The sequence below is a fragment of the Terriglobales bacterium genome, from assembly GCA_035573675.1.
Classification (GTDB): domain Bacteria; phylum Acidobacteriota; class Terriglobia; order Terriglobales; family Acidobacteriaceae; genus DATMAB01.
In genome coordinates this window covers 33,956-46,280 of record DATMAB010000027.1, presented here as the reverse complement: position 1 = coordinate 46,280, position 12,325 = coordinate 33,956, and the positions used below count along the sequence as shown (strand labels likewise).

At 64.2% G+C, this 12,325-nt stretch carries 13 protein-coding genes; 8 read left to right on the top strand and 5 right to left on the bottom strand.

Translation table 11 applies throughout. The features are described 5' to 3' along the window. Positions 1–46 precede the first annotated feature (46 nt). The 6 genes from VNK82_12730 to purF all read left to right on the top strand — a co-directional run bounded on the left by VNK82_12730 (position 47) and on the right by purF (position 6,435). Positions 47–1,597, top strand: a complete 1,551-nt coding sequence (locus VNK82_12730) for an MBL fold metallo-hydrolase (protein HXE91814.1) — start codon at positions 47–49, stop codon at positions 1,595–1,597. Between the two features lie 201 nt (positions 1,598–1,798). Next, positions 1,799–2,044 (top strand): GlsB/YeaQ/YmgE family stress response membrane protein, encoded by a 246-nt coding sequence (locus VNK82_12725; GenBank protein HXE91813.1) that lies wholly within the window; start codon positions 1,799–1,801, stop codon positions 2,042–2,044. Positions 2,045–2,080: 36 nt separating this feature from the next. Beyond that, positions 2,081–2,308: a hypothetical protein gene (locus VNK82_12720; protein ID HXE91812.1), complete on the top strand. Its 228-nt coding sequence runs from the start codon at positions 2,081–2,083 to the stop codon at positions 2,306–2,308. 41 nt (positions 2,309–2,349) lie between these two features. Beyond that, on the top strand, positions 2,350–2,598 hold the full coding sequence (locus tag VNK82_12715; GenBank protein ID HXE91811.1) for a GlsB/YeaQ/YmgE family stress response membrane protein: 249 nt from the start codon (positions 2,350–2,352) through the stop codon (positions 2,596–2,598). A gap of 71 nt (positions 2,599–2,669) precedes the next feature. Continuing rightward, complete coding sequence (gene purL, locus VNK82_12710; protein ID HXE91810.1) at positions 2,670–4,976, top strand: phosphoribosylformylglycinamidine synthase subunit PurL; 2,307 nt, start codon at positions 2,670–2,672, stop codon at positions 4,974–4,976. A 16-nt stretch (positions 4,977–4,992) separates the two neighbouring features. Continuing rightward, positions 4,993–6,435 carry an amidophosphoribosyltransferase gene (purF, locus tag VNK82_12705; protein ID HXE91809.1) on the top strand — a complete coding sequence of 481 codons (1,443 nt, stop codon included), beginning with the start codon at positions 4,993–4,995 and terminating at the stop codon, positions 6,433–6,435. A gap of 148 nt (positions 6,436–6,583) precedes the next feature. Here the strand turns inward: purF and prmC are convergent, their stop codons facing one another. From prmC to VNK82_12690, 3 genes are all read right to left on the bottom strand, one after another. Further along, complete coding sequence (prmC, locus tag VNK82_12700; GenBank protein HXE91808.1) at positions 6,584–7,423, bottom strand: peptide chain release factor N(5)-glutamine methyltransferase; 840 nt, start codon at positions 7,421–7,423, stop codon at positions 6,584–6,586. 98 nt (positions 7,424–7,521) lie between these two features. Continuing rightward, on the bottom strand, positions 7,522–8,601 hold the full coding sequence (prfA, locus tag VNK82_12695) for a peptide chain release factor 1 (GenBank protein HXE91807.1): 1,080 nt from the start codon (positions 8,599–8,601) through the stop codon (positions 7,522–7,524). A 138-nt stretch (positions 8,602–8,739) separates the two neighbouring features. Continuing rightward, complete coding sequence (locus tag VNK82_12690) at positions 8,740–9,723, bottom strand: DUF1385 domain-containing protein (protein ID HXE91806.1); 984 nt, start codon at positions 9,721–9,723, stop codon at positions 8,740–8,742. Between the two features lie 109 nt (positions 9,724–9,832). Here VNK82_12690 and VNK82_12685 point away from each other — a divergent pair, with 109 nt between their 5' ends. Then, entirely contained in the window at positions 9,833–10,225 is a 393-nt protein-coding gene (locus VNK82_12685; GenBank protein HXE91805.1) for a hypothetical protein, read from the top strand. A 52-nt stretch (positions 10,226–10,277) separates the two neighbouring features. Then, the gene (locus tag VNK82_12680; GenBank protein ID HXE91804.1) at positions 10,278–10,712 is read left to right on the top strand and encodes a hypothetical protein; all 435 of its coding nucleotides are present in this window, start codon (positions 10,278–10,280) and stop codon (positions 10,710–10,712) included. Between the two features lie 111 nt (positions 10,713–10,823). On the opposite strand, the gene VNK82_12675 is transcribed toward VNK82_12680, so the two are convergent. Next, complete coding sequence (locus VNK82_12675; GenBank protein ID HXE91803.1) at positions 10,824–11,747, bottom strand: cation diffusion facilitator family transporter; 924 nt, start codon at positions 11,745–11,747, stop codon at positions 10,824–10,826. 75 nt (positions 11,748–11,822) lie between these two features. Further along, positions 11,823–12,314: a methylated-DNA--[protein]-cysteine S-methyltransferase gene (locus tag VNK82_12670; GenBank protein ID HXE91802.1), complete on the bottom strand. Its 492-nt coding sequence runs from the start codon at positions 12,312–12,314 to the stop codon at positions 11,823–11,825. Positions 12,315–12,325 lie beyond the last annotated feature (11 nt).

Here is a 12,325-nt window from a genome sequence, read left to right as displayed (position 1 = left end):
TCGTCTCACTCAAGGTTCGTGAAAAGGGGAACTTGGAGGAACACCGATGACGCTTGCCGGTGTCGCAAACTCCTGCCTGCTGACTGTCTTCTGCACGGCCTTGACCTGCGCCCAGGAGCCTTCGACCCCGGGCTTGAGTTCCTACTTCAAGGCGAGAGAAGTGATCGATTCCGGCGTCGACGCAATCGGCGGGCTCGAAGCCCTTCGCGACCTGAGGACTGTTCGCCGGCAACTGTCCGGCGAGTGGATCGGCTCCGGCCAGCACCCGCGACCCTATGCCGTTGCCGCACCGACGCTGGCCGCTCCGCCTCCGAACGGACGCGACCAGGGCGTCGGCTTCCTCGACTACGGCGGGAATCGCTGGCTTGAGGAGATGGTCGAGGCCGACGTCAAGCGCGAAGACTTCATCACGCGCAAGAATGTGGGCACCGAGAACTCCGGTTTCGAAACCATCACCTTCGGGCAGGAAAAGTCCTATTACCGCGCATTCTCCGCCGACGATGCGCGCTCCTCCCACGTCCGCAGGTTCCGGCGCTACCCGGAAGGCGCGCTCCGCATGGCTCTGAACCGGCCGGAGACGCTTGCCTGGGTGGGCGAAGGCCAGGAATTTGGAAGGACCCACAAGGTCATCTCTTTCACCGATGTCCTCGGAACCCGCGTGCTGCTCTATTTCGACGCCAAGACCGGCTTACTCTCGAAGTCCGAATTCCTGCGCGAACACGCGCTCGCCGGTGATAGCTACCAGGAAGTGGTCTACGACGATTACCGTCGCGTGGGTCGGCTGCAGCTCCCTTTCCGTTACATCGACCGTGTGGCGGGCGTACCCACGCAGGAGATGCGCGCCAGTTCCATCGAACTCGACATATCGCTGGCTGAAGGGAGTTTCCAGCCGCCGCCGCAGCAGGACGTAGTGCCCATGGCGCAGGATCCCGCGGAACCCTCCGTCCAGAAGCTGGGCGAGAACCTGTTCATGATCCGCGGCCCCTACAACATCATGTTCGCCGTCTTTCGCGACCACGTCGTCGTCTTCGAAGCGCCGCTCCACAGCCGCTATTCGGAGACCTGCCTCGAGCTGATCCGTGCCACGGTTCCCGACAAACCCATCCGCTACCTGGTGGCCACCCACTTCCACTACGACCACGTGGCTGGCGTGCGGCCCTATATCGCCGAAGGAGTTTCCATACTTACGACCCCGGACGCGAAAGGCATCATCGAGCAAGTCGCGTCCAGCCGCCGCACCATGTATCCCGACGCGCTCACCCGCCATCCGCGGGCGCCAAGCATCGAAACCGTGGAAAGGTTCCGAGTGCTGGAGGACGGCGCCAACCGCGTCGAGCTCTACGACTTCGGCCCCACCGGCCACATCACCCAAATGCTCGTGGCCTACTTCCCGAAAGAGAAGGTGCTGTTTCAAGCCGATGTCTGGGATCCCATTTCGCTCGAGCTCGTTATCGCCGGGCCAGACACGGTGAACATGGCTAGGAAGATCACGGAGCTGGGGCTGAAGGTGGAGCGCATCATTCCGGTGCATGGCATCCCCGCCACCATCGAAGCCTTGAAGAGCGGCCTGGCTGTCCGCGCCAAGTACGTTCAGTGAAAAGCAGCGCGCTGATGAACGGTAGTTCCGGCTCACAGGGATAACCCTGGCTGCTCTGCGCGCATCGAATTCAAGGTACGCAGGAAACGTCCTGATTCATGCATCTGGACCGCTCAGGCGAGCCGCAAACCAGCGGCTCCCCCGAGCCCCGCGGGTCCGGGTCCTCATTGTCTCCCGTGAAGCAGAGAGTGGGAGGAAGAGATGGACATACTTTCAATCCTGGTCCTTGGCTTGATAGCCGGCTGGCTAGCCGGAAAAATCAGTCGCGGGCGCGGCTTTGGACTGTTGGGTAACCTGATTGTCGGGGTGATCGGGGCCTTGCTGGGAGGCTTTCTGTTTCGCATTGTGGGCTTGGCGGCGTACGGACTGGTCGCGCAGTTGCTCATGGCGCTGGTTGGTTCCATGGCCTTGTTGTTCCTGATCGGCTTGGTTCGAAGGACGGCCTAGCAAGTTCGGCCGCCGCCATCTGTGGAGGTCGTGACTATGAGACCTGTCACCCTCATCGGCATTGTGCTCATCGTGATGGGAGCCGCCGGCTTGATGATCGGCGAGTTCACCTACAAGACCGAGCGAAACTCGGTGAGCGTGGGCCCGGTGCAGGCAACGGTGAAAGAGGAGAAGAAAATATCCATTCCACCGATTCTCAGTGGTCTCACGATGGCTGTTGGCGCCGCCCTGGTGGTGGCGGGTAGAAAGAAATCCCAAACCTGACTGCCCGGGAATGAGTTGGGAGAAGAAAGCGAGGTCACATCATGGAGCATTCATTACTGGGATGGATTCTCATTGGGATCATCGCCGGCTGGTTGGCAGGAACTGTCACTCGTGGGGGCGGCTTCGGGCTTATTGCGGACCTGTTCTTAGGCCTCATCGGCGCCGTCCTGGGCGGCTGGATTTTCAGCAAGCTGGGCATCGCGTACGGCGGTTTTATTGGCAGCCTGGCCGCGGCCACGGTGGGAGCGGTGACTCTGGTGGGCGCAGCGCGGCTGGTTGCCAGGGCCTGACCGCTGCCTAGGGGTTCTCCCGCGGGTGGTAGCAAGCATGGTCTCGCCATGCGAAAATGAATCTTCCCCTCATGTCCACCGCCGCTGAGCGTGCTGCCATTACTCCCGAAGTCGTGGAAGAGCACGGCCTGACCCCGGAGGAATATCAGAAGATCGTCCGGCTGCTGGGGCGCGAACCCACCCTCACCGAACTCGGCATCTTCAGCGTGATGTGGAGCGAGCACTGCTCCTACAAGTCCTCGAAGGTGCACCTCAAGCGCCTGCCGACGAAGAGTTCACGCGTAGTGCAGGGCCCCGGCGAGAACGCCGGCATCATCGATATCGGCGACGGCTGGGCCTGCGCCTTCAAGATCGAGTCGCACAATCACCCGTCGTTTATCGAACCGTTTCAGGGCGCGGCCACCGGCGTCGGCGGCATCCTGCGCGACATCTTCACCATGGGAGCGCGGCCGCTGGCGGTCATGGATTCCCTGCGCTTCGGGCCCATCGTCGGCGGCAGTGCGGCCGATGCGGCCGCCATTCGCAAGAACCATGCGCTGCTCGAAGGCGTGGTCAGCGGCATCGCCTTCTACGGCAACTGTTTCGGCGTGCCCAACCTGGGCGGCGAAACGAAATTCGAGCCCTGCTACTCGCAGAATCCCCTGGTCAACGCTTTTGCCCTCGGCCTGGTGAAGCGCGACCAGATCTTCTACGCACGTGCCGCGGGTGAAGGCAACCCGGTCATTTATGTCGGCGCCAAGACCGGGCGCGACGGCATCCATGGCGCCACCATGGCCAGCGAAGAATTCAGCGAAGCCAGCGAGCAGAAGCGTCCCAACGTGCAAGTGGGCGACCCCTTCCTGGAAAAGTTGCTGCTGGAAGCTTGCCTGGAGGCCATGCAAACCGGCGCCGTGATCGGAATCCAGGATATGGGCGCGGCCGGCCTCACCTGCTCCAGTTGCGAGATGGGCGCACGCGGCGGCGTGGGCCTCGAGATCGATCTCGACAAGGTCCCGCAGCGCGAAACCGGCATGAACGCCTACGAGATCATGCTCTCGGAGTCACAGGAGCGCATGCTGCTGGTGGCCGAGAAGGGCCGCGAGGCGGAAGTCTTCCGCATCTTTGAAAAGTGGGGCCTGGATGCCGTGACCGTGGGCCGCGTCACCCGCGGCGGCACGTTGCGCGTCCTCGAGCACGGACAGGTTGTAGCCGAAATCCCCAACACCGCGCTCACCGAGGAAGCTCCCGTCTATCACCGGCCGCTCGCGCGCTGGGAAGCGCCCGTCGAGCGCGAGATGCCGTCGCGCATCCGCCTGGGCGCGACCGCCGACCTGACCTCCAACTTCAGGAAGCTGCTCGCCTCGCCCAACATCTGTTCCAAGCGCTGGATCCACGAGCAGTACGAATCCATGGTGCGCACCAATACCATCCAGGGCCCGGGCGGCGACGCAGGCGTCATCCGCGTGAAGGAGACCGCGCGCGCCGTGGCCATGTCGCTCGATGGCAACGGCCGCTGGTGCTATCTCGATCCGCGCCTGGGAGCCATGCACGCCGTGGCCGAGGCCGCGCGCAACGTGGCCTGCGTGGGCGCCCAGCCTGTGGCCGCCACCAATTGCCTGAACTTCGGCAATCCGGAAAAGCCCCAGATCATGTGGCAGTTCTCCCAGGTCGTGGACGGCATGGCCCGCGCCTGCGAAGCCCTGGGCACGCCCATCACCGGCGGCAACGTCAGCTTTTACAACGAGACCCTGGGCGAGGGCATCTATCCCACTCCTGTCGTCGGCGTAGTCGGCATCCTCGAGGACGCCGAGAAGATGATGACCATGCACTTCCGCGGCCCGAGCCGAAGCCTGGTGCTGCTGCGCGGCTCCGAACCCGGCGACCTCACCGACGCTCAGGCCGAGTTCGGTTCCTCGGAGTACGCCAGCCAGGTCCTCGGAACCCTCTGGGGCTTCCCTCCGGCGCTCGAGCTGGCGCAGGAAGCCGCGCTGCAGAAGTGCCTGCTCGAGCTCATCCGCGAAGGGCTGGTTGAATCTGCACACGATTGCTCTGAGGGTGGCCTGGCCGTGGCCCTGGCGGAGTGTGGCTTCGCTCAAGGAATGGGCGCGCGGATGGAATTGGCTTCCGGCGGCCTTCCCGCCGAAGTCGTCCTGTTCGGCGAGGATGCCAGCCGCGTCCTGGTTTCCTGCGACGAAAAGAATGTCCAGCGAATCCAACAAATAGGGTTAACATACGGCGTAGCGGCAGACGCGGTCGGGCGGACGCTTCCCGAACAATTGCAGATTGTGGTGGACGGCAAGCCAGTCGTGTCCGCAGCCGTGTCGGAACTGAAGCGGGCGTGGTCGCAGGCGCTGGAACAAGCGCTGGATGTTTCCGCCATGGCGCCGACCACGGTGTGAACAAGAGGGAGCCACGATGTTCGACAAATTCCACGACGAGTGCGGCGTAGTCGGCATCTACGCGCATCCCGAGGCGTCCACGCTGGCCTACCTCGGGCTGCATGCCTTGCAGCATCGCGGACAGGAGTCGGCGGGCATCGTCAGCTCCGACGGCCACCTCATGCACCCGCACAAGGCCATGGGCCTGGTGGTCGATATCTTCACTCAAGATGTGCTGGCCAAGCTGGCCGGCACCCAGGCCATCGGGCATACGCGCTACTCCACTGCGGGCGACTCTGCCTTGCGCAATGCTCAACCCATCGTGGTCGATTGCAACAAGGGACTCATCGCGCTGGCGCACAACGGCAACCTGGTCAACGCCCACGACATCCGCTCCCGGCTGGAAAAAGCCGGCTCCATCTTCCAGACCACTTCCGATACCGAAGTCATCGTGCACCTCATCGCGCAATCGAAAGAGCAGACCCTGCCGGAAGCCATCGCCGACGCGCTCCGCCGCGTCGAGGGCGCGTTCTCCCTCGTCCTGCTCACCCGCGACCGCCTGTTCGCCGCCCGCGACCCGCACGGCTTCCGCCCGCTCTCCATGGGGCGCATTGCGCAGCCCGATGGCCAGCGCGAGGACACCATCGTCTTCGCTTCCGAGACCTGCGCCTTCGACCTGGTGGGCGCCAACTTCGAGCGCGACGTCAAGCCGGGCGAGATTGTCGTGGTTGGCCCGGAAGGCATCTCCTCGCGCTTCTTCGCGCCCGAGCAGCCGCACACCAGTTGCATCTTCGAGCACGTCTATTTCTCGCGGCCGGATAGCAAGGTGTTCGGGCGCCCGGTGAACGAGAGCCGCGAGCAGCTCGGCCGCCAACTGGCGCGCGAGGCACCGGTGGAGGCCGATATCGTCGTCCCCGTGCCCGATTCCGGCGTCGCGGCCGCCATGGGCTTCTCCGACGAGAGCGGCATCCCCTTCCGCATGGGCCTCATCCGCAACCACTACATCGGCCGCACCTTTATTGAGCCGGAACAGTCGGTGCGCGACTTCGGCGTGCGCCTGAAGCTGAACCCGGTGCGCAGCGTGCTCAACGGCAAGCGCGTGGTGCTGATCGACGACTCCATCGTGCGCGGCACCACCAGCCGCAAGATCGTGCGCATGGTGCGCGATGCCGGCGCCCGCGAAGTGCACGTCCGCATCTCCTGCCCGCCCACCATCTCGCCCTGTTTCTATGGCGTGGACACGCCTTCGAAGCGGCAGCTCATCGCCGCCAACAAGAGCGTGGAGGAGATCCGCGAGTACATCGGCGCCGATTCCCTCGCCTACCTCTCGCTCGAAGGCCTCAAGCGCGCCTGCGGCGAAGGCGAAAAAACCACCTACTGCACCGCCTGCTACACCGGCCAGTACCCCACCGGATGGGTGGACGTGCTGCTGGAAGACGTGCAGGCCGCGCCGTCAATCGCGATCACGAAGAAAGACTAAGGCTTGGAAGTGCCGGGCCTGGATAGCTCGGGCTTCAGCCCGCTAGTCATCCTTTGGTTGGTCGACCGGTGATTACCTGTAGCTTGTGCTGCCACAGTCCCAGCGCCGCGGGCGCGGAATGAAAGTAGCCCAGGGCGGCGAGGTTCCGCTACTTGCGGGCCGCCACTACCCGTGGAATCCCCTGCAGGTCGTTGGTCACACGGACCTCGCTCCAGCCCGCAAGCAACTTACGCACGGCATTCTCCATCGAGTAACCGATCTCGACTACCAACCATCCCCCCGGCTTCAGCACGGCGCGCACCTGTGGGATGAGCCGCTCGTAGACCTCCAGCCCTTTTTCCCCGGCGAACACCGCCACCTTAGGCTCGAACTCGCGCACTTCGCGCTGCACCTGCTCCGGTTCGCTCTCCCCGACATAGGGGGGATTAGAGACCACGAAGTCGAATGCGGGCTCAACGGGCAACGCGGCCAGCAGGTCACTCTGATGGAACGACACGCGGCCGGCCAGCTCCAAACGCGCAGCGTTCGCGCGTGCCACTTCCAGCGCCTCGGAGGAGATGTCACAGGCATGAATCTTCGACTGCGGCAGCTCCTTGGCCAGCGCCAGTGCGATGCAGCCCGACCCTGTGCCCACGTCCACAATCCGCGGTCGCTCGACGCCGCGCGCCAGTTCGAGCACGGTTTCGACCACGTGCTCCGTCTCTGGCCGCGGAATCAGCACCGCCGGCGTCACCACGAAGTCCAGGCCCCAGAACTCCTGGTGTCCGGTGATGTACTGCGAGGGCTTGCCGCGAGCTCGCTCGGCGAGCGCTTCGTCGTATCGCGCAAGTTCCTCAGGGGTAAGTTCGCGCTCGGGGTAGGCGTACAGATGAGCGCGGTTCGCGCCCAGCACGAACATGAGCAGCACTTCCGCATTCAGGCGCGGCGACCCTATGTTTGCCGCTTCCAGCTGCTGGATTGCCGAATTGAGGGCGTTCCGCAACTGCATTGTCAGCCACGGATTTCCACGGATGACCACGGATCAGAAAGCGGTTTCACAGAAGGCTAAGCTTTATCGGTGTTGATCCGTGTTAATCCGTGGCTAGATTACGTCGTCACCGACGCTTCCTGCTTCAGCTTTTCCGCCTGGTAGTGGGTCACGAGCGCGTCGATCAGCGGGCCGATCCTGCCGTCGAGCACTTCCGGCAGTTGATGCAGGTCGAGCCCGATGCGGTGGTCGGTCACGCGGTTCTGCGGAAAGTTGTAAGTGCGGATCTTCTCGCTGCGATCCCCGGTGCCGACCATGGCCCGGCGCTCCTTGGCCAGCGCCCGCTGCTGCTTTTCCAGTTCCATCTCGTAGAGCCGGGAGCGCAGCACGCGCATGGCTTTCTCGCGGTTCTTGATCTGCGACTTCTCGTCCTGCATGGAGACCACCGTGCCGGTCGGGATGTGCGTCACGCGCACCGCCGAATAGGTGGTGTTCACCGATTGCCCCCCGGGACCCGAAGAGCAGAACGTATCGATGCGCAGGTCCTTGGGGTCGATCTTGACGTCCACCTCCTCCGCTTCCGGAAGCACGGCCGCCGTGACCGCCGAGGTGTGGATGCGCCCTTTCTGCTCGGTCTCCGGGACGCGTTGCACACGGTGCACGCCGCTTTCGTACTTCAGGCGCGAGTACGCGCCCTTGCCTTCGATCAGCGCGATGACTTCCTTCAACCCTCCCACGGACGATTCCGATGAGGAAAGCACCTCCACCTTCCAGCCCTGGCTCTCCGCGTAGCGCGTGTACATGCGGAACAGCTCAGCCGCGAACAGCGAGGCCTCGTCGCCCCCGGTTCCCGCGCGAATCTCCAGCACCACGTTCTTCTCGTCGTTCGGGTCCTTGGGAACCAGCAGCAGTTTCAGCTCTTCTTCCACCCGCCCGACTCGTGCCTCCAGGTGTGCCAGTTCTTCCTGGGCGTAGGCGCGCATCTCCGGGTCGTGCTCCTCGGCCAGCACGGCCTTGCTCTCCGCGATGCCACGTTTCAGGTCCTTGTACTCGCGATATTTTTCCACTACAGCCGCGATCTCGCTGTGCGCCTTGGCGGTCTTCTGGTATCGCGCCGAGTCGGCGATGACTTCCGGCGACGCCAGGGCCTGCGTCAGCTCCTCGTACTTGCTTTCGATTTGTTCCAAACGCTCGAACATGCTCAGTTGCCAGTAGCCAGTGGGCAGTTGTCAGTGATTGCGGGCCCGCGCTTCCACCAGCTCAATTGTAAGCGCAGGCTTGAGGTTTCGTTTGTCGGAAAGCGGATAGCGGAGAGCGGAGGGCGCGGCCTGCGGCCGCTAGGCAATCACCATCTCGCCGCCGCGCTGCTGTTCCAGCTCCATGGCGCGGTTGAGCGAAGTGATGGCGCACTCCACCATGCCGTCGTCCGGCGGCTGCGTAGTGATGCGTTGCAGCCAGAGTCCGGGCAGCGTCATGAGCGAGAACAGCGACTTGCGGTGCCTGGCGGCGTAGCGGATGATCTCGAACGAGACCCCGGCGATCAGCGGCAACAGCGCGATGCGTACTGCGAACCGCGCCCAGAACGTCTCTACCGGAACCAGCGCGTAGAAGAGGATGGCGATCAGCATCACCGTCATCAAAAAGCTGGTGCCGCAGCGCGGATGCCAGGTGGAGAACCTCTGCGCGCGCTCGACCTCCAGCGGCTCCTTGGCTTCGAAGGCGAACACTGTCTTGTGCTCCGCGCCGTGGTACTGGAACACCCGATGGATGTCCTTCCAGCGCGACACGCCCCAAATGAAGAGTACGAACAGCACGATGCGGATCAGCCCGTCCACCAGGTTGAACAACAGCGGCTGCTCGAACACCGGCGAGACCCGCTGCAGGCCGGTGGTTGCCGCCAGCGGCACAAACTTGTAGAAGAAGATGAAGAAGCCCAGCGAGAAAAGCACGTTCAGCGCCATCAGCCAGCCGCTGATCTCCAGCTTCTTGCCCTCGGGCGGTGCGGTCTCCTCCAGGGCCACGTTGGCGGAGTAGCGCAGGGCACGATAGCCGAGCGCCATCGCCTGCGCCAGAGTGGCCACGCCGCGCACCAGCGGCCATCCCATCCAGCGGTGCTGCTCCGAAAGCTTCTCCATGCCCTCGGCGTGGGTCACGACCTCGCCCGAGGGCCTGCGCACGGAGATAGCATAGGCATGTGGCGTGCGCATCATCACGCCTTCCAGCACAGCCTGCCCGCCCACCAGGGTCTCATCCCCTCCCTCCAGCGCCGGAAGGAGTTGGGCCATGGCCTGCATACGCGCCGATTGTCGCAGTAACTTCATCGTCAATTAGATGTCGTGTAACCGCCTGCCGGTGCAACCCACCTGTATGAGCTTAGCCATCCGAAAATGCGAGTGTCAAACCGGGAATCCGTGCTAAGTTGGGCCCAGCATGTCCCAGGAGTTAACGGATCACATCCGGCGGCTCACTGCGGACCTGAAAAAAGTACAGGACGAGATCAACAGAGCCGCCATCGGAGATCCAGCCGAAGCGGTCCGCACTCAGACGCTGGATCAGATGCTCGACCGGACGTTGATCGCGGCATTCAAGTCTGCCGTGGACCACACGCGCCTCGTACTTTGGGCCCATTTGGAAGCCGCCGGAAAACATACCGGGGTCGATGCGCAAGACCTTCTGCTGAAGGCCCGCATGGAGCGCGTGACGGAGATGCTGCGGCTGTTGCGCGAAGAGCTTCGCACGCCGCCCGTCGCCGCCACCAGCGAAGCCCGCGCTCTGCTGAATGAGATCGCTGTCGCCACCGGCGTCACGGTTCGTCAGGTCTAGCCGGCGACGTGGCCGACGGCGTGCTCTCGCGCGCCTGTGGTAAGGTCTACGCATGGCGGAGAGCCTCGCCGACCGCGTCCGTCGTGTCACCGAGGACCTGCGCCAGTTCCACCAGGAACTGGAAGGCGCTGTGGCGCAGAGCGGCCCGGACGCGGAACAGGCCCGCAAGCTCGACGAGCTGCTCGACCAGGGCCTGATGGAAGACTTCCGCGCCGCCGTAGACCACCTGCGCCACCTGCTCTGGGCCTACTTGCAGGCCAGCGGCGAGCAGAGCGGCGTGGGCGTGGATCAGATGCTGCAGGCCTCGCGCATGCGCCGCGTCACGGAGATGATGCGTCACCTGCGCGAGCAGCTTACGCTCCCCGAGGTTCGCAGATCGCCGGAAGCGCGCACGCTGCTGGAAGAACTGAGCTCGTTCACGCAATCGACCGTGGACCGCCACATGACGCCGATCGGCGGCGATTCCAAGCTCCGCCGCCCGCGTTAGCCGCAAGAAACCTGCCTTCGCGTAGAGACGCAGCTTGCTGCGTCTTCGCGACGTTGCAAGCACGGTCTTTACCGGGTTGCGTGTTGAGATTCCGAGCGAAGCCAGGAATCCCTATGGCCCGTAGTGCGTGTGCGCGCGCGTTTCCACCGCAGGTGCGGCGCATCCGTGCGGCACTTCGCAGGCCGCGTGCTCGAACTGGATGGTAGTGTGCTGGATGCGGAAGCGCTCGCGCAGCCGCTCGTTCACTTCGCGCAGGATGCGCTCGCTGGCGGAAGGCGGAATGTCGGGAATGCGGATGTGACAGGAAAGCGCGTGCTGCTCCGAGCCCAGGCTCCACACGTGCAGATCGTGCACGCCCTCGACTCCGTCAATGGAACCCAGGTCGCGCGCGATGCGGTCCAGTTCCATGCCCGCCGGCGCACCCTCCAGCAGAATGTTCAGCGTCTCGCGCAGGATGCCGAACGAGGACCACAGGATCAGCGCGCCGATGCCGAACGACAGCGCCGGATCGATCCAGTTCTGGCCGGTCGTCAGGATGCCCCAGCCGCCCGCGACCACGGCGGCGGTGGAGAGCGTATCGCCCAGCTCGTGCAACAGCACGCTGCGCAGGTTCACGTCGCTGCCGGTGCGATAGACGGCCAGCGCGATGGCGGCGTTCATCACGATGCCTGCGCCGGCCACGGCGATCATCGGCCGCGCGTGCACTTCCACCGGCGCGTACAGGCGGTGCGCCGCTTCGTAGAAAAGATAGAACGTCAGCCCGGCCAGCAGCAGCGCGTTGACGAACGCCGCCAGCACGCCCGCCCGCTGGTATCCGTAGGTCTTGGAGGAGCTTGGCGGCCGCGCGTGCAGGTACACCGCCACCAGCGAGAGCAGCAGCGCCAGCAAATCGGTGACGTTGTGCCCGGCTTCGGAGATGAGCGCCAGGCTCTTCGCCTGGATGCCCACCACGATGCACACCACGATGTAAGCCAACGTGGCCAGGAGCGAGAGTTCGAGCACCCGCGAGGCGCGTTGTTCAGCGTGCGCGTGCATAACGAAAGTCTATCGTATCTGCGAACTGCGAACTTTGATCTGCGAACTGCAACCCTGAGACCTGGGACCTGAAACTTACAGCGCCCCTTCCAACCGCAGCAGTTCCTCCTTCACATCCAGTCCGCCGCCGTAACCGGTGAGCGAGCCGTCCTTGCCGATCACGCGATGGCAGGGCACCACGATGGCGATGGGATTGCGGTTGTTGGCCAGGCCGACGGCGCGGAAGGCGCGCGGCTTGCCCACGGCGCGGGCCACCTCCGCATAGGAGCGTGTGCGCCCGTAGGGAATCTCGAGCAGCGCCTGCCAGCAGCGCTTCTGGAACTCGGTACCGCGCAGGTCGAGCGGCAGCGTGAACTCCCTCCGCACGCCGGCGAAATATTCTTCGAGTTGCTTCACGTAGGGCGCGGTCTTCTCGGCCGATTCCTTCCACTCGACGTCGCGCCAGGCGCGCCGATGCTTCGCGGGAGGCTCGGCGCCGAACTCGAGCGCGACCAATCCGCGCCCGGAAACCGCTACGGTCAGCGGGCCGATGGGCGAGCGAACGTGCGAATAGTAGAGCGTTTCCATGCCTCGATTTT